General features: G+C 60.0%; 14 protein-coding genes. 4 read left to right on the top strand and 10 right to left on the bottom strand.

Annotation, left to right across the window (positions count from 1 at the left end):
* Positions 1-51: 51 nt before the first annotated feature.
* A complete protein-coding gene (locus tag PhaeoP97_RS12810) occupies positions 52-888 on the top strand; it encodes a LysR family transcriptional regulator (protein WP_072505388.1) in 837 nt (278 codons plus the stop codon).
* On the opposite strand, the gene rodA is transcribed toward PhaeoP97_RS12810, so the two are convergent.
* Genes rodA through PhaeoP97_RS12785 form a run of 5 tightly spaced genes read right to left on the bottom strand, consistent with a single transcriptional unit; the run spans position 885 to position 6,556 of the window.
* Entirely contained in the window at positions 885-2,024 is a 1,140-nt protein-coding gene (gene rodA, locus PhaeoP97_RS12805; RefSeq protein WP_072505387.1) for a rod shape-determining protein RodA, read from the bottom strand. The two genes, PhaeoP97_RS12810 and rodA, sit on opposite strands and share 4 nt — an antisense overlap.
* A gap of 25 nt (positions 2,025-2,049) precedes the next feature.
* Entirely contained in the window at positions 2,050-3,996 is a 1,947-nt protein-coding gene (gene mrdA, locus PhaeoP97_RS12800; protein ID WP_072505386.1) for a penicillin-binding protein 2, read from the bottom strand.
* On the bottom strand, positions 3,996-4,532 hold the full coding sequence (gene mreD / locus PhaeoP97_RS12795; RefSeq protein ID WP_072505385.1) for a rod shape-determining protein MreD: 537 nt from the start codon (positions 4,530-4,532) through the stop codon (positions 3,996-3,998). Before mreD ends, mrdA begins: the two co-directional genes overlap by 1 nt.
* Entirely contained in the window at positions 4,525-5,457 is a 933-nt protein-coding gene (gene mreC / locus PhaeoP97_RS12790; protein ID WP_072505384.1) for a rod shape-determining protein MreC, read from the bottom strand. Before mreC ends, mreD begins: the two co-directional genes overlap by 8 nt.
* Before the next feature lie 52 nt (positions 5,458-5,509).
* Complete coding sequence (locus tag PhaeoP97_RS12785; protein ID WP_072505383.1) at positions 5,510-6,556, bottom strand: rod shape-determining protein; 1,047 nt, start codon at positions 6,554-6,556, stop codon at positions 5,510-5,512.
* Between the two features lie 223 nt (positions 6,557-6,779).
* Here PhaeoP97_RS12785 and PhaeoP97_RS12780 point away from each other — a divergent pair, with 223 nt between their 5' ends.
* Entirely contained in the window at positions 6,780-7,580 is an 801-nt protein-coding gene (locus PhaeoP97_RS12780; protein ID WP_072505382.1) for a 23S rRNA (adenine(2030)-N(6))-methyltransferase RlmJ, read from the top strand.
* Between the two features lie 89 nt (positions 7,581-7,669).
* Here the strand turns inward: PhaeoP97_RS12780 and PhaeoP97_RS12775 are convergent, their stop codons facing one another.
* Positions 7,670-9,244 (bottom strand): 2-isopropylmalate synthase, encoded by a 1,575-nt coding sequence (locus PhaeoP97_RS12775; protein ID WP_072505381.1) that lies wholly within the window; start codon positions 9,242-9,244, stop codon positions 7,670-7,672.
* Positions 9,245-9,602: 358 nt separating this feature from the next.
* Positions 9,603-11,096, bottom strand: coding sequence for an MORN repeat-containing protein (locus PhaeoP97_RS12770; protein ID WP_192849659.1), 1,494 nt, complete (start codon positions 11,094-11,096; stop codon positions 9,603-9,605).
* Between the two features lie 170 nt (positions 11,097-11,266).
* Here PhaeoP97_RS12770 and PhaeoP97_RS12765 point away from each other — a divergent pair, with 170 nt between their 5' ends.
* The gene (locus PhaeoP97_RS12765) at positions 11,267-12,925 is read left to right on the top strand and encodes an NAD+ synthase (protein ID WP_072505379.1); all 1,659 of its coding nucleotides are present in this window, start codon (positions 11,267-11,269) and stop codon (positions 12,923-12,925) included.
* Positions 12,926-13,016: 91 nt separating this feature from the next.
* Here PhaeoP97_RS12765 and PhaeoP97_RS12760 read toward each other — a convergent pair whose 3' ends face one another.
* Positions 13,017-14,534, bottom strand: a complete 1,518-nt coding sequence (locus PhaeoP97_RS12760; protein ID WP_237028937.1) for a sensor domain-containing diguanylate cyclase — start codon at positions 14,532-14,534, stop codon at positions 13,017-13,019.
* A 194-nt stretch (positions 14,535-14,728) separates the two neighbouring features.
* Between PhaeoP97_RS12760 and gltX the strand changes: the two genes are divergently transcribed.
* Entirely contained in the window at positions 14,729-16,054 is a 1,326-nt protein-coding gene (gene gltX / locus PhaeoP97_RS12755) for a glutamate--tRNA ligase (RefSeq protein ID WP_072505377.1), read from the top strand.
* Between the two features lie 84 nt (positions 16,055-16,138).
* On the opposite strand, the gene PhaeoP97_RS12750 is transcribed toward gltX, so the two are convergent.
* Together PhaeoP97_RS12750 and PhaeoP97_RS12745 are read right to left on the bottom strand one after the other, a co-directional pair.
* The gene (locus PhaeoP97_RS12750) at positions 16,139-17,332 is read right to left on the bottom strand and encodes a DUF2254 domain-containing protein (RefSeq protein ID WP_072505376.1); all 1,194 of its coding nucleotides are present in this window, start codon (positions 17,330-17,332) and stop codon (positions 16,139-16,141) included.
* The gene (locus tag PhaeoP97_RS12745) at positions 17,329-17,901 is read right to left on the bottom strand and encodes a gamma-glutamylcyclotransferase family protein (RefSeq protein ID WP_072505375.1); all 573 of its coding nucleotides are present in this window, start codon (positions 17,899-17,901) and stop codon (positions 17,329-17,331) included. Before PhaeoP97_RS12745 ends, PhaeoP97_RS12750 begins: the two co-directional genes overlap by 4 nt.
* Between the last annotated feature and the right edge of the window lie 62 nt (positions 17,902-17,963).

Here is a 17,963-nt window from a genome sequence, read left to right as displayed (position 1 = left end):
AAAGCAGGCAAAGGGTAGCTTGTTTTTCTTGTTTCAGACATAAGGATATCTATGGATACAAGATTTCTCTCCAGCCTTGTCGCGGTGGTCGAAGAAGGCTCCCTTGCGGCGGCTGCCCGCCGCGAGGGAGTCACCGCATCAGCGGTGGCGCAGCGGATTGCTGCATTGCAGGCTGATGTGGGGGTTGACCTGTTGCGCCGGGCCGGGCGCGTTATGCAGCCCACCGCTGAATGTCGCCGCCTGTTGCCCAAGATGCGCGACATACTGCGGAGCGAGGCCGATATGCGGGGCGAACTACGCGGGGCCTCTTTGACCGGGCGGTTACGCCTGGGGGCAGTATCGACGGCAATGGGCGACTATGCCGGCCATATCCTGCGGCATCTGCAACAGGCCGCACCCGAGGTGGCGCTGCATCTGGTTCCAGGCACGTCGGATGCGCTGTACGGAGCTATGGAACACGGACAGATTGACGCCGCGATTCTGGTCGAGCCGCCGTTTGCCGTTCCCAAATCCTATGTATTCAGAGAGATCGCCCGCCAGCCCATCGGCCTATTGCAAGCAAAGAGCCACAGCGCGGCGGCGTCACCGTATCTGGTCTATAGCCGCGATGCCTGGGGTGGTGCGCAATGTTGGCAGGTGCTGTGTGCAGAGGTCCCTGCGCCGGAAATCCTGGCGGAACTGGACGCGCTAGAACTGATCGCGCAGATGGTGGAGGAAGGCACTGGCCAGGCGGTGTTGCCGCGTTGGGAGGGGCTTAGCCGTTTTCGAGGTCTGCGGTTCACCCCGTTCAATGGCGAGGTCCGACGGTTGGGCGTAATTCTGCATCAGCGCGACGCAGAAAGCGCGCTGACACGGTTGCTGATGGGCGCGTTGCTACCGGGTGGCTAGCGCGGTCGATGAATATTGGCGCTTTGCACCAGACCAAAGGCGGCCATCAGCACCAGCATCGCCGATCCCCCGTAGGACACCATCGGCAAGGGCACGCCCACAACGGGGGCGAGTCCCATCACCATCGACATATTTACGGCAAAGAACAGAAAAAAGGTGATCGCCACGCCCAGGGTAACAAGCGATGAAAACCGATCCTTTGCCGCGAGTGCCGCGACAACGCAGAAGATGATGATCAGCATATAGATTCCCAACAGGGAGACGCCGCCGATAAAGCCAAACTCCTCGGCCAGGGTGGTGAAGATGAAATCGGTGTGTTTTTCGGGCAGGAAGTTCAGCCGCGACTGGGTGCCCTGCATGAAACCGCGTCCGGTCCAACCGCCGGATCCCAACGCGATTTTGGACTGGGTGATGTGATAGCCAGCGCCAAGCGGGTCCTGCGAGGGGTCTAGAAAGGTGTCAATGCGGCGGTATTGGTAATCCTTGAGCAACTGCCAATCGGTGCCCCGGCTTTTGAAGACAGCGGTGACCAGCCCGACAGCGGCCCCGATCACGGCGGCAAAATAGGCCCAGTGAACGCCCGCCAGAAACATCACGCCGCCGCCTGCCGCCATGAGCAGGATGGAGGTGCCAAGATCCGGCTGGCGCAATACCAGAAATGTGGGAAACAGGATCATGATCACCGGCAGGATCACCCATTGCAGCCGCGAGGATCGTTCGGGCGGCAGCCAGTCGTAATAGGCCGCGAGCAGCATCACCAGCGTGATTTTCATCAGTTCGGAGGGTTGCAACCGCATGAAACCAATATCAATCCAGCGCTGCGCGCCCATGCCGACCGTACCAAAAAATTCGACCGCGATCAGCAGCATCACTGACACAAGATAAGCCACCACCGAAACATTGCGCCAGAACCAGATTGGGATCATGGCAACCACCAGCATCACCGACAAGCCCAGTACAAAGCGTTTGACCTGCGGTTCAACCCAAGGCGTGAAACTGCCGCCAGCTACCGAGTAGAGCATCAAAAACCCGACGCTGGCGACGCTGGCCAACAGCAGAGTCAGCGGCCAGTTGAGATAGAGAATCTTGCGCAGGCCAGTCGGCACCGACTGCGCATTATTTGCAAGATAGCTCATCGCGGTAGCCTTGTATCAATGACGCTCATGCCTGACCGCTATCTGTATTGCGGGCGCGCTGGCTGCGTTCCCGCTCCATCCGTTCCTGCTGGGCCTGGATGCGGCTGCGGTCCTTCTTGGGGTAGGCATCCAATGGCGGTGCCCCATCATAGAGCGCCTGCAACAGAACATCGCGCGCGATAGGGGCGGCGGCCTTAGAGCCGCCGCCACCATGTTCCACGACGACTGCCACGGCGAATTTCGGGTCCTCAACCGGTGCATAGGCCACAAACAGCGCATGGTCGCGGCGTTCCCACGGCAGATCCTCGTTGCGGATCACCCCGGCGGCCCGTTCGGCGGCGGTGATGTTGCGGACCTGACTGGTGCCGCTTTTGCCCGCCATACGCATGCCGTCCGCGATGATCCGGGAGCGGTAGCCGGTGCCGCGTCGTTCGTTGCTGACGGAATACATGCCTCGGCGGATGGTGCGCAGATTGTTTTCATTGATCCCCAGAGGTTCACCTGCGCCGCTGGGCTGTTCCACGCCGTCGATGGATTTCAGCAGGCGCGGCGTAATGGAACGCCCGCTTGCCAGCCGTGCGGTCATCACGGCCAATTGCATCGGTGATGCCAGCAGATACCCCTGCCCAATCGACGAGTTCACAGTGTCGCCGACCAGCCAATCCTGGCCATAAGTTTTGGATTTCCATTCTTTATTCGGGGCAATTCCGCGTGCCACGGCGGACATCGGCAGATCGTGACGCACCCCAAGGCCAAAGCGTTTTGCCATTGCAGATATCTTGTCGATCCCAACCTTGATGGCGAGATCGTAATAATAGACATCGCACGAACTCTTGAGCGAGGTGTTGAGATCGACATGCCCGTGGCCGGCCCGCTTCCAGCAGTGAAAGCGACGGCCCGAGACCTCCAGATGGCCGGGGCACCAGACGGTTTCCTCGGTGCCGATCAGCCCTTCTTCCAGCGCTGCCAGCGCGGTGATCATCTTGAAGGTCGATCCCGGCGGATAGGTGCCCTGCACAGACTTATTGGCGAGCGGGCGATAGGGATCTTCCGTCAATGTCCGGTAGTCCGCCACAGAAATACCGCGCACAAACAGGTTGGGATCAAAGCTGGGCGACGACACAATGGCCCGTACATCGCCGCTTTCGCAGTCGATGACGACGGCGCTGGCACTTTCATTGCCCAACCGGGCCTGCGTGTAATATTGCAGATCTGCATCTACGGTCAGCTGCATATCGGCACCGGCTTCGCCCTCGCGGCGGTCCAGTTCACGCATGACGCGGCCGGTGGCGTTGACCTCCACCCGCTTGGCGCCGGCCTTGCCGCGCAGATCTTGTTCAACCTTTGCCTCAAACCCGACCTTGCCGATCTGAAACCGGGGGATGCGCAGAATGGGTTCCGGGTCTGTCAGCTTGCTGAGGTCATAGTCCGAAACCGGCCCGACATAGCCCACGACATGGGCAAAGTCCTCTCTCTGGGGGTAGACGCGGGTCAATCCAACCTCGGGTGTGATACCGGGCAGGGCCGGGGCATTCACCGCCACCTTGGAAATATCGTCCCAGCTGATCTGATCTGCCAGAGTGATGGGCAGAAATGGCGGCGAACGGCGCATCTCTGCCAGGGCGCGTTCGATGTCTTCGGGGTCGAGAGAGAGCAGCCGCGACAGCTTGTCGATAACCTCACCCACGTCGCCTGCATCCTCGGGCACAATGGTGATCCGGTAGGACTGTGAGTTTTGCGCCAATATTGTGCCATTGCGGTCATAGATCTGGCCGCGGGCGGGGGGGATCAGACGGATATTGATCCGGTTTTCTTCCGCCAGCAGGCGAAACTGATCGGCTTGATCGACCTGGAGGTGACGCATCCGCATGGCCAGAGCACCGGCAAAGGTCAATTGCAAACCACCCAGCAGCAGCGCACGGCGGCTGAGCTTTCGGTGTGAGGCTTCGACGTCTTTGACGTTGCGTTTCATCAGCGGCTTCCCAGGGCTTCTGCCTCGGCGGGGGAGAGCTTGCGCACCCCAAGCAGGCTTTGGCTGGTAACAGCGACCAGCGGATATATCAGCAATGTTGCCACCATCTGGATCAGAATCAACCCCAGTGATGGCTGTACAACCCCCAGCACCGCAAGGATCAGCCGGTTGAGCAGGGTGACAGCAGTCACCGCTACGGCCACCGTGATCCATTCGCCGACGAATGCGGTTTCGCGATGGGGCTGCACCTGCGATTTGAGAAAGCTACAGGCCAGCACCACCAAGAATGCCATCAGCCCCGGAGGGCGTTGAAACAGCAGGTCGGCCATCAAGAAGGTCAACGCGATGGACAGGGTTGGCACGTAGTCGGGGCGTCGTACGGCCCAGGCCATCACCAGCGCCAACAGCAGGTCCGGCGGTGCCCAGCGGGGCGGCAACGTGTCGAGCGGCAGCAGGTGGAAAAACATGATCACCAAGGCAAGACCGGGAAAGGCTGCCCGCATAACCCAGATCCGCGCCGGGGAGATATCAGCCATCGTCAGTCTCCGCCGCGGCATTCTCTCCCAGCCCTTCTGGACGGGGCTGCGGAATAGTGACTCCAGGAGCAGGGACCACCAGACCACCCGGATCTTTGATCACCTCTGAACCGTGGTGGCGCAGTACACGCAAGAATTCCAGCCGCTCGTAGTCCGCCGACAGGCGCACCCGTAGGCGGCCAAAGCGGTCTTGTGTGACTTGCCCGATCAGCAGACCTGCGGGAAACACATTGCCATCGCCTGAGGTCACTACCCGGTCGCCCGGGCGCACCAGATCCGGGTTTTCAAGGAAGTCGATCACCGGCGCCGGGCTGTTGTCACCTGCAATCAACGTGCTTTGGCCTGAGGGTTGGATCAGAGCCGGCACGGCGCTTGCGGCATCGGTCAGCAGGATCACCCGCGAGGTATCCTGACCTGTGCCGGAAATACGCCCGACAAGGCCAATGCCATCCATCGCGGCCCAGCCATCCCGGACCCCGTCGCGGGCGCCAACGTTCAGGATGACTGATTGACGAAACGGTGATCCGCTGTCTGCCATCACCACACCGGTCACATAGGTAAGACGGGGGTCTAGCCGCACATTGTTCAGATCCAGCAGTCGGGCGTTTTCCTGCTCCAGCTGCAACGCAGCTTCTTTCCAGGCGCTCATCTGGCGCAGTTCGGACCGGAGTTCGCGGTTCTGATCGGCAAGACGCTGATAGCTCTGGAAATCGCGAACCAGGTTGATTGCACCTTCGACAGGGACCATGGCCCAGCCCATGCTGGGGACCACCGCGTCAATAACCTGGGCGCGAAACCGTTCGACGCGCGGGCTGTCGATACGCCAGATCAGAAAGATGGCCAGCAAGCACAGGCAGACCACCCCGGTCAGCAGGCGGCGCAGCGGGGCGGCGTAATCATCACGCTGGGACCGATCTTTGGCCAAGGGACTCCTTCCCGGCGCCGGGCGCTGGCCACCTTAGCGATGGCCGAGCGGCTCAGCTGTCGTAGTCGATGGCGTGTGCCAGCTGCTTTTCGTATTCTAGGGCCTTGCCGGTGCCAAGCGCCACACAGTTCAGGCTCTCATCAGCGATAGAGACAGCCAGTCCGGTCTGTTCGCGCAGCGCCAAATCCAGATCCCCAAGCAGCGCACCGCCACCTGTCAGCATGACGCCACGATCCACGATGTCGGCGGCCAGATCCGGGGGCGTTGTTTCCAGCGCGGTCATCACGGCTTCACAGATCTGCTGCACCGGCTCGGCGAGCGCCTCTGCGATCTGCGCCTGGCTCACTTCGATTTCCTTGGGAACACCATTCAAAAGGTCACGGCCACGGATCTGCATCGACTGGCCACGGCCGTCGTCAGGCATCCGGGCGGTGCCGATAGAGGTCTTGATACGTTCTGCCGTGGCTTCACCCACCAGGAGGTTCTGCTGACGGCGCAGGTAGTTGATGATCGCTTCGTCCATCCGGTCGCCACCAACGCGGACCGAGCGCGCGTAGACGATATCGCCCAGCGACAGAACCGCAACCTCAGTCGTGCCGCCGCCGATGTCGACAACCATGTTGCCGGTGGGGTCGGTGATCGGCATGCCAGCCCCGATGGCGGCGGCAATCGGCTCGGCAATAAGGCCGGCGCGGCGCGCCCCTGCGGATAGAACCGACTGACGGATCGCGCGTTTTTCAACTGGGGTGGCCCCATGCGGTACACAGACGATGATCTTGGGTTTTGAGAAGGTGGAGCGTTTGTGAACCTTGCGGATGAAATGCTTGATCATTTCTTCGGCGGTATCAAAGTCGGCAATAACACCTTCGCGCATCGGTCGGATGGCTTCGATGGAGCCGGGGGTCCGACCCAGCATCAGCTTGGCATCTTCGCCAACGGCCAGAACTTTTTTCACACCATCCTTGACGTGATAGGCGACAACCGACGGTTCCGAGAGGATGACACCACGACCCTTGACATACACCAGCGTGTTCGCCGTGCCGAGGTCGATTGCCATATCAGACGAGAACAACCCGCCAAGATTTCCGAAGATTGACATATATATGACCCTGTAAAACTGCCACCTGCCCCGCGACTCTACTGAAAGCGGGCTTTATGTCTTATAAGCAGCGCTGAGAGGTGGCGAAAGGGCGGATTCGGATCAAAAGGCGCCTTTTCGCCACCTACGTCGGGTGCCCTTTGGAAAACTGCGCCGCGTACCTGATCGTGACGTCTTGGCGTGGGGGCTTTTGTCCAGGCGCGTTTGACGCTAGAGGGCTGGGATGCTGTCCTATCAACACATCTATCACGCTGGCAATCTGGCCGATGTCCAGAAACACGCGCTTCTTGCGCGGATGCTGGAATACCTGACCCGCAAAGATAAGCCGCTCAGCTATATCGAGACCCACGCCGGACGCGGGCTCTATCAGCTGGACGCCGCAGAGGCGGTGAAAACCGGTGAGGCCAAGGCCGGAATCAGCCGCCTGTTGGGCAAGTCGCTGCTGTCCGAGGATCATCCGCTGGCCACGGCGATTGCCAAAACACGTGAGGCCAATGGCGATATGGCTTATCCAGGCTCTCCGCTGGTGGCGGCGCATTTGCTGCGTGGCACTGATGCCTTGCATTTTGCCGAACTGCACCCGCAGGAAAACGCCGCCCTGCGTCAGGCGCTGCGGCCGCATGGGCTGGGTCGGGGCGTAAATGTGCATCAGCAGGATGGGTTTGAGTTGGCGCAGTCATTGCTGCCACCGACCCCGCGTCGTGGCCTGATGCTGATTGACCCCAGCTATGAGGTGAAGCGCGACTATGCGCAGATTCCCGGTCATATTGCCAAGATGCACCGCAAGTGGAATGTCGGTGTGATTGCGCTGTGGTACCCGATTCTGACCGATGGCCCGCACAAAACCATGCTCTCGGCGCTGGAGGCGCAAGATCTGCCCGGCGCGCTGCGCCATGAGGTTCGCTTTCCGCCCGCACGCGAGGGGCACCGGATGGTCGGCTCAGGTATGTTTATCGTGAATGCGCCCTATGGCACCGAAGAAGAGGCCGCGCGGCTGACCAGGCTGTTTGCAAAGTTGGGCTAAGAACCCGCGCCAGCTGACGCTTGGAATGAATAAGGCCACCCCGAAGGGTGGCCATTGGTGGGTCTAAGGCGTTAGTCCCTGACCGGGGATCAGGTGATATCCTTGTAGGAAATCTCGCGCGCATCGGCACCTTCGCCGAATTTACCGCGCCGCACGATCAGGCGGTTCAACGCGTTCACATAAGCCTTGGCCGAGGCAACAACCGTATCGGTGTTGGAGGATTCACCGGTTGCGATAATCCCGTCCTCTTCCAAACGCACAGAGACAGTCGCTTGCGCGTCAGTGCCCTCGGTCACGGCATGCACCTGATAGAGCTGCAAATGCGCCTCGGTTGGGTAGAGCGCGCGGATGGCGCAGAACGCGGCATCCACAGGACCATCACCAGACATGGTTGCGCTATTGTCGGTGCCGTCAATTTCCATTTCAACCGTGGCCTCTGCCGGGCCGCCGGTGCCGCAAACGACTTTCATCGAGACGATTTGCAGGAAATCGTTTTCCGCGTCCTCGCCCGACCGCATCAGCGCGATGATGTCGTCATCGAACACTTCTTTCTTGCGATCAGCCAGCTCCTTGAAGCGGACAAACAGGTCCTTCAGCTGGTTGTCACCGACCTCAAACCCAAGCTGACCCAGCTTGTCACGCAAGGCCGCGCGGCCGGAATGCTTGCCAAGGGGCAGGGAGGTGCCAGAGAGACCGACGTCCTCTGGGCGCATGATCTCAAAGGTTTCTTTATTCTTCAGCATGCCATCCTGATGGATGCCGCTTTCATGGGCAAAAGCGTTCTTGCCGACGATGGCCTTATTGAACTGCACATTGAAGCCCGAGACCGTCGCGACCCGTCGCGAGATATGCATGATTTTCCGGGTGTCGATGCCCGTTTTCCAAGGCATGATGTCATTGCGCACTTTCAGCGCCATGACGACCTCTTCCAACGCGGTGTTGCCTGCGCGTTCGCCGAGCCCGTTTATGGTGCATTCAATCTGCCGCGCGCCACCTGCAACCGCCGCCAGAGAGTTCGCCGTCGCCATGCCAAGGTCATTGTGACAATGGGTGGCAAAGATCACATCATCGGCGCCGGGTACGGTTTCGATCAGGCGCTTGATCAAATCCGCGCTCTCCATCGGGGCGGTATAGCCGACGGTGTCGGGGATATTGATGGTGCTGGCACCTGCCTTGATGGCGATCTCGATCACCCGGCAGAGGTAATCCCATTCGGTACGTGTGGCATCCATTGGCGACCACTGCACGTTGTCGACCAGATTGCGGGCATGTGTGACCGTCTCGTGGATCTTCTCGGCCATCTCATCCTTGGTGAGGTTGGGGATGGCGCGGTGCAATTCTGAGGTGCCTATAAAGGTATGGATTCGCGGCTGGGCGGCGTTCTTCACCGCTTCGGCGCAGCGGTCGATATCTTTGAAATTGGCCCGAGCGAGGCCACAGATGACCGAGTTGCGGGACCGTTCGGCGATTTCGCTGACCGCTTTGAAATCGCCCTCGGAGGCAATCGGAAACCCGGCTTCGATGATATCGACGCCCATATCGTCCAGCAGCTCGGCAATCTCGAGCTTTTCGTCATGGGTCATGGTTGCGCCGGGGCTCTGCTCGCCGTCACGCAAAGTGGTGTCGAAGATCCAGACGCGATCTTTGTCAGGTGCAGTTGTCATGGTGGTATCTTTCTTGTCTGTCCTAAAATCCAATCCTTGGCGCGCAAGCCTCCTCCTCTGAGCGGGCGCGCCGGATGGCACGCTCAGAGGCGGACTAGGATCAGTAGGGCGCGCAGGTCTGCACCGCGCGGGGCGGTAGCAAAGCAAGGGATATCAGCGCGCAAAGTCATGATGCAGAGTTATACAGAGCCTAAGACGAATGGGAAGACAGAAATTGGCGGGGCAGGGCCAAAGTTGGGGAGAGGCAGGCAATTGCAACAGACCGGCCCGCCATCATGTGCAGTCTGTCAGGTGCCTTGGGTCAGAAACCCTGCCAATTCATTTCGAGGCGCAAAGGAACCCATCACATCAGGCGTGATCAGTTGCTGGCGTTGCCGTCAGTATCGCCCTCGGCGGACGGTGTGTCAGCCGCAGCGCCATCGGTGCTGTCTGGTGCCGCGGCGCCGGTGTTTTTCAGCGCGCCGTTTTCCCAGGTGCCTTCGGCCTCTTGTCCGCTGGCATAGCGCATCACGCCGGGGCCCTGACGTTTGGAATTGAGGAAGCTGCCCTCGTAGATATCGCCATTTGCATAGGTGGCAACACCGGTGCCGCTGATTTTGCCCTCGGTCCAGTCGCCCTCATAACTGAAGCCATCTGTCATCACAATTTTTCCAGTGCCATGACGCTGGCTATTGGCAAAACTGCCCGTGTAGACCGAACCATCGGGATAGGTCACAACCGCATCACCATCACGCTGACCGTCTTTCCAGCCGCCTTCGTAGCGATAGCCGTCCGGATAGGTCATGATGCCCTGACCGTGGTTTTTGGCGTTCTTGAACTCACCGGTATAGACCAGCCCATTGGGGTAGCTGGTTGTGCCGCTGCCTTCGATCACGCCGGCCACCCAGTCGCCTTCGTAGGTGGAGCCATCGGGATAGGTGATTTTCCCGACCCCATCCGCGAGATCATCGCGGAACTGCCCCTCGTAGACCGAACCGTCGGGGTAGGTAACGCGGCCTTTGCCCTCGATCTGACCTGCCAGCCATTCGCCGGTGTAGACGTAGCCATCGGTCTTGGTGAAGGTGCCTTCGCCGTGGCGCAAGTCATCCTCGAAATTGCCGATGTAAACATCGCCATTGGCATGGATCTGTTTGCCTTCGCCCTGACGGCGGCCGGCTGCCAGCGGGCCCTCGTAGATGTCGCCATTTGGCTGGGTCAGCACGCCGGTACCATCCATCTGGTTCGCGGCCCAGTCGCCCTCGTAGACCAGCCCGTCGGGCATGATCAGCTTTCCGATGCCGTCGAGCTGCCCATTGCGGATCTCGCCCTCATAGGTGGCGCCGTCGGGATAGGTGATCTTGCCCGCGCCTTCCTTGCGGCCATCAACCCAGTCGCCGTCGTACTCGTAACCGCCTGGATTTCGCATGACGCCCTTGCCGTGGTGCTTGGCATCGCGAAACCCACCCTCGTAGCGCGCGCCGTTTGCATAGACCGCGACGCCTTGACCGCTGATGATCCCGTCGGACCATTCACCATCGTAGGTGCCGCCATCGGCAAAGGTGATCTTGCCTGCGCCTTCGGGTTTGCCTTTGACGAACTCGCCCTCATAGATAGATCCGTTGGGGAACCGCGCCACGCCGCGGCCGCGCACCTCACCATCAACCCAGTCGCCAGTGTATTCATAGCCGTTCGGCAGCTTGTAGGTGCCAGTGCCATGTTGCAGCCCGCCGCGAAAAGTGCCCTCGTAGATGCCGCCGATTTCGTCCTGCGTGGTCAGGACTTTGCCATCCTGGGCCAGGACCGGACTGCCAATCCCGGCAACGCCAAGCGCCAGGGCAGAGGTCAAAAGAGCGGCGGTCGTGAAACGGGTCATGAAAAATCTGCTTGCCATAGGGAGAGCCGGGATGCGGGCCTGATGATCGGTTTGACAGGAAACTATGCCACAGCTGCCGCCGTCGCAATGTCTTTTGCCGCAGTGGTCTTTCCCTTCGCGCGCTATCTGTTTAATGGCAGAAGACAGGATTATCGAAGGGCGCAAGCAGGATGGCTGATCGTTTCCGCGTAACACTGGCGCAGTTGAACCCCACTGTCGGGGATCTGTCAGGCAATGCAAACAAGGCCCGCGAGGCCTGGGGGGCAGGTCGTGAGGCAGGGGCCGATCTGGTCGCTTTGCCAGAAATGTTCATCACCGGCTACAATACTCAGGATCTGGTGCAAAAGCCGATTTTCCATCAATCCGCTATTGCCGAAGTTGAGCGGTTGGCCGCCGATTGCGCCGATGGTCCGGCACTGGCCATTGGCAGCCCCTGGGTCGCAGATGGCAAATTGTTCAACGCCTATCTGATCCTGAAGGGCGGTAAGATCACCACGCAGGTGCTGAAGCACCATTTGCCCAATGCCACCGTGTTTGATGAGGTGCGAATCTTTGATGCCGGCCCCCTGGGCGGGCCATATGCGGTTGGCAACACCCGGATCGGTAGCCCCATCTGCGAGGATGGCTGGTTTGAGGACGTTGCTGAAACACTGGCGGAAACCGGGGCAGAGTTTCTGCTGATCCCCAATGGATCACCTTACTACCGCAACAAGATGGATGTGCGGTTCAATCACATGGTGGCGCGTTCGGTTGAGACGGATCTGCCGGTGATCTACCTCAATATGGTGGGCGGTCAGGATGATCAGGTCTTTGATGGTGGTTCGTTTGTGCTGAACCCGGGTGGTGCGCTGGCGGTTCAAATGCCGGTCTTTGACGAGGCGATACAGCACCTTGATCTGGAACGCACCGCACAGGGCTGGCGCGCGGTGGAGGGTGCCAAGGCTTCGCTGCCGGATGAATGGGAGCAGGACTACCACGTCATGACGCTGGCTCTGCGGGATTACATGCGCAAGACCGGCTTCAAGAAGGTGCTACTGGGTCTCTCAGGCGGGGTTGATTCCGCCATTGTCGCCGCCATCGCGGTGGATGCGCTGGGGGCAGAGAATGTGCGCTGCGTAATGCTGCCGTCCGAATATACCTCGCAAGAGTCCCTAGACGATGCCGAAGCCGTGGCCAAGGCGCTGGGTGTGCATTACGATTATGTTCCGATTGCCGAGGGGCGCGCTGCAATCACCAACACGTTGGCGCCGCTGTTTGCAGGTCTGGACGAGGGGCTGACCGAGGAAAACATCCAGTCTCGCCTGCGGGGGCTCCTGCTGATGGCAATGTCCAACAAATTTGGCGAGATGCTGCTGACCACCGGCAATAAATCCGAGGTCGCGGTCGGCTATGCGACGATCTATGGCGATATGGCGGGCGGCTACAACCCAATCAAGGATCTCTACAAAACCCGCGTGTTTGAGACCTGTCGCTGGCGCAACGCCAATCACCGCGACTGGATGATGGGACCGGAGGGCGAGGTGATCCGCCCCAATGTGATCGACAAGCCGCCCAGTGCCGAGCTACGCGATGATCAAAAGGACAGTGACAGCCTGCCGGATTATCCGGAACTGGATGCGCTGCTGGAGATTCTGGTCGATCAGGAGGGGTCTATTGCTGATTGCATCGCGGCAGGGTTCTCGCGGGAGAATGCCAAACGTGTAGAGCACTTGATTTATATCAGCGAATACAAACGCTTCCAGTCGGCCCCCGGCGCTCGGCTGACGCCACGGGCGTTCTGGCTGGACCGGCGCTATCCCATTGTGAACCGCTGGCGCGATCCTGGCTGAGGCCGAAATAGCCTTTTTATGCTCCCAATCGAATGTGTTACCTCAAATGTTGTAGCACGTTCGAAACCTGGTACGGTGCTCGGGGTATGTCTCAGGTGTCGGAAAATGGTCCGCCAGTGGGATCGGTGTCCTGGCTGTCCATCACACAGTTGCGTCCGGCATGTTTCGCCGCATACAGCGCCCGGTCGGCTGCAAGCATCAGATCCTGCGGCAGCACCCCATCTTCTGGAAAGCTGGCAACCCCGATCGAGACGGTGACCCGTGGCAGGTTGCCCGAGCCGTAACGCAGGGTAATGTCCTCCATCGCGCAGCGCAGGGCCTCGCCGATATGAAGCGCCTGTTCCTTGTCGGTGTCGGGCAGGAATACGGCAAATTCCTCACCGCCCATGCGGCAGCAGACCTCGTCCTTGCAGAACAGATCCTTCAATGTGTCACCGATGGCGCGCAGCACCATATCGCCGGCGTCATGCCCGTGCGTGTCGTTAAAGGTCTTGAACCGATCCGCATCAAAGCTGAGCAACCCCACCTGGCTGGCGCGCCGGTCGGCCAGCGCCACCGCATTGCGCAGCTCACCTAAGAAATAGCGCCGGTTGTAGACCCCGGTAAGTGGATCACGGGTCGATTGGTCATGCAATTCGTCGCGCAGCCGCACATTGGCCACAGCGAGCGAGATATGTTCGCCGCAGCGCAGAGCCAACCGGTGCAGGGCGATCTTGCGTTTTGGGTCGCTTTCCGGGGCGAATTTGATATGCAAAAGGCCAACAGTATTGCCATGGGCAACCACCGGGAAGCAGACATAATCCTCGTGGCTGCTGTTGGGCGACTGTTCCTCAACATGGGTACAGGTGAAGACGATCTTATCGGCCGAGTAGAGATATTGCCGTCCGCGTCGCAGCGCCCAGCAGGCATCGGGAAATATATGATCATGTAGGTCGCCGCCACCCCAATGGCATTTGCCATCCAGCACATCGCGCGAGTTTGAATAGATGTACAGCTCCCCCTGCGACTGTGGAAACAGTCGCGCCATAAAGGTGCTGACAATGCGAAACAGCTCTTCCTGGGATTTGCAGGAGTGCAGCCATTCATCCAGTTCGGACAGCAGGCGCGCCTCTTCTCGCCAGGATTTCTCTGCGGCGAGTGTTTTGAGCGCGGTCAGCTCGGCCTCTTCGGCAGCTTGGCGGGCCTTGGTCAAATCGCGCGCCGTCCGCTCGATCAAGGTGACATCGGTATAGCAAGAGACAAAGCCGCCGGTCGACAGGCGCCGCGTGTCGATCTGCAAGCGCCGCCCGGATGGCATGACACGCGTGGCCGAGAACCGCTCCTTGTCAGAGGCGAAATCCAATCTGGCCTGATCGGCACTATCTTCGGTGACATGGCCGAGCCGCACGGCGGTGGCAAAAAACGCCTCGCGTGAGTAACCGGGATAGATGTCACCGTTCTGAACCTCCAGCAGCGTGAGCAGACGTTCATTGAAGACCTGGCAAAGCCCGTCCTCTGTCCAGACCATGACACCCTGGTCCAGCTTGTTCAGCACATCCATGAGCCGAGCATGCGAGGGTTCCGGCAGGCCGCCTGCCTGCATCACCTGGCTCGGGACCACTTTGTTCACGGGAGACCCCATTGTTTCGTACCAACTTATTCTTGCGCTGCGACAGGCTGACACAGGAAGTCTGAAGGAACCCTAATCCGGTCGGCGAAAAACATGAACAGTTTGAAATGACTTTGGATTGATGGTCGCGCCCGTGCCGCAACTGGACAAAACGGCCCCCATGTGACATGGGGCAGGGCAACAGGAGACTTGTGATGACAACCACCCGATTTGCCCCATCGCCCACGGGTTATATCCATGTAGGCAACCTGCGCACTGCGCTGATGAATTACCTGATCGCCCGCAAGGCCGGCGGCAGCTTTATCCTGCGCATTGATGACACCGACCCAGAGCGGTCGAAAGAAGAATATGTCGATGCCATCAAGCAGGATCTGGAATGGCTGGGCCTGACCTGGGACCGGGTAGAGCGCCAATCCGAGCGCCTCGACCGCTATGTCGCCGCCGCGGAAAAACTGCGCGAAATCGGCCGTTTCTACGAGGCGTTTGAGACCCCGGTCGAGCTGGACCTGAAGCGCAAGAAACAGCTGAACATGGGCAAGCCACCGGTCTATGACCGCGCGGGGCTGTCCCTGACTGAAGACGAAAAAGCCGCACTGCGCGCTGAGCGCGGCGATGGTGTCTGGCGTTTCAAGCTGGACCATCAGCGGATCGAATGGGCCGACGGTATTCTTGGCGAGATCTCCATTGATGCGGCGTCGGTGTCGGATCCGGTGTTGATCCGTGGCGACGGCCAGTTTCTTTACACGCTGGCCTCGGTTGTTGATGACACCGAAATGGGGGTGACAAATGTTGTGCGTGGTTCTGATCACGTGACCAACACGGCGACCCAGATCCAGATTATTCAGGCGCTGGGCGGCGCGGTGCCGTCATTTGCCCACCACTCGCTGTTGACTGGCCCACAGGGCGAGGCGCTCTCCAAGCGTCTTGGCACGCTTGCTCTGCGTGACCTGCGCGAGGCAGGGGTAGAGCCGATGGCGCTGCTGAGCCTGATGGCGCGGCTTGGCTCTTCCGACCCGATAGAGCTGCGCACCGAGATGGCTGAGCTGATTGATGGCTTTGACATCAACCGCTTTGGCGCGGCTCCGACCAAATTCGACGTGCAGGATGTCTATCCGCTGACGGCCCGCTATTTGCAGATGCTGCCGCTGTCCTCCGTGCAGGCGCATGTGGATGTGTTGGGTGTCCCGGCTGAAAAACAGGCGGCGTTCTGGGATGTGGCCAAGGAAAATGTCACCACGCTCAAGGATCTGGCTGGCTGGTGGGAATTGTGCCGCGATGGTGCTGAGCCGCTGATCGCGGACGAAGACAAAGAGTTCATCGCTGAGGCAATGGCGTTGCTGCCCGAAGGTCCCTACAACAGCGAAAGCTGGGGTAAATGGACCGCCGAGGTCAAGGAAAAGACCGGTCGCAAGGGTAAGGGGCTGTTCATGCCGCTGCGCAAGGCTGTCACCGGAATGGAGCGCGGACCGGATATGTCAGCGCTGCTCGCGTTGATGCAAACTGTACGCGCGCGGAGCTAATGCGCCCGCTTGCAGATGCAAGGCATGTGATTGATTAAAAAAGGGGCGGCTCCGCGGGAGGCCGCCCTTTTTTAACCGTCGCCGCTAACCATCGCTTGCTTGGAGTTGATTACGCATTTCCTGTGCTGCCGTGGCCATCTCTGGGTTTGGATGCTGACCAAGCGCGGCCAGAGCGTTGTCCATCCAGCCCATGACGCTTGGATCATCGGCGCCCGATTGGGCGATTGGCGGGAAGGCGCAATTCAGCAGCTGGCTGGCTGTGACGGGGGGGAGAAATATGCGATCAAACGATGCATCTGCACGCGGGCTGTCCCGGTCGCTGGGGGTGTTCTCCCATAGCAGACGTTCCAGCCGTCCCATCACCTCCAGCGCGGTGCCTGGATCGTTTACACCGGGGGACAATGCTCTTTGTGCGGTTTCTGCCAGCAGCGTGAGACCAAAGGATGGATCCTGATCGAAGCTGCGCACATCCCCGATTTCGATCGCGTCACTGGCCGCCTTACAGACGTCATTATCCACATTCACGGCATAGGCAACGGGACGGCCGCGTAGCACAAATTTTCCCGGTGTGCGCGTGATGACAATTTTGGTATCAGCCTCCTTCGCGAGGGTCTGAAGCTGCGCCACATCGACAAAGCGGACAAACCCGCTGGCCTGTGCGGGGATGGGCACTGTACCGTCGCCAAGATCATGACTCTCCTCGGCCAGGCAAGCCCCAAGACAAGGCGCCTCGGCGCGTTGGCACAGGCTGATGCGGCTGCGCTCTTCAATGAGGCGCAGGGTGTGGTCCATGCTGCCTAGGCCTGACAGATGGTCGATCCAGCGCAAGATCGCCCCGACGATCAGCGCCACCACCCCAACCGTGATGGCAAAGACAACGATGGCTGCATCTTCAGAGTAAAACCCGGCGCGAAACAGGATCACCGCGCTCAGGCTAAAGACAAACCCGCCCACAAATGTGGCCAGCACGCTTTGGGTGATCGTGTCCTCTAGCAACAGCCGATAGACGCGGGGTGTGGCGGTGCCCGCAGCGGTCCGATAGGCCGAGACCATGACGTTAAGAGAAAAGGTGGTCACCGCCAACATACCAGAGGCAAGGATGGTCAGCACTGGCAACGCGGCCTGCCGCCCAAAACGTTCGCCCAGGTCTTCGGGAATGAATGGCGTCAGCCAGGGTGCAATGGCCAGTGCTAGCAGCGAACAGGCTGACAGCAGGACCACCCGGAACCACAGCTGCCGGGTGATCCGCTGGACATATAGAAGCGTTCTCGAAATCATGCTGGGGCCGCAATCAAGTCGACACCCAGCGCGCGCAGATGCTGGTCGACCAGATCGCGTTCGTCCGCCCGCAGGATCTGGTGGCGCGGATACCGGGGTGCATCTCGGTCATTCAGGATCGGCGCATCCCAGCCATCGGTGCTGGTGACAAACGTCTCAACACCGTCAGGGCCAAACACATCCAGATACCCCTGGATCACCACATCAAGATAGCTGAGCAGGATCGGGTGGCGCTGGCTGGCCTGCCGCTGGCTGGTCGCAGGAACCGCATAGACGGCAATATCGGTATCACTGGCCAGGTCGTGACGCACCGCCCCATTGGCAGGCAGTCGGTCATAGGCAAATTCGCGATCATCCAGTGCAGCCCAATCGGCATCGGGCACCGCAGCGATCAGCCCGTCAATCTGACTGTCAGGGCAGGGCACTGCGCTGAGAAAGGCAACCGGACGCAGATCGGTGTGCACCCAGGCACGCCGCCAGCCAGACAGCTGCGCGGCGCGCGCCTCGCCGTAGTCATGGGTGCGCGTGTTGACCAGACTGCCATAGCCAAAAAAGAAAGGGGCGGGCATGTGTTTCTCCTGTCAGGGATCTTGAGTGCGATCCTGTTGGCGGCCGCGGCATTTTCATGCCT

It is taken from the genome of Phaeobacter porticola (genome assembly GCF_001888185.1).
In the GTDB taxonomy this organism is placed as follows: Bacteria; Pseudomonadota; Alphaproteobacteria; order Rhodobacterales; family Rhodobacteraceae; genus Phaeobacter; species Phaeobacter porticola.
This window is presented reverse-complemented; position numbering and strand designations above follow the sequence as displayed.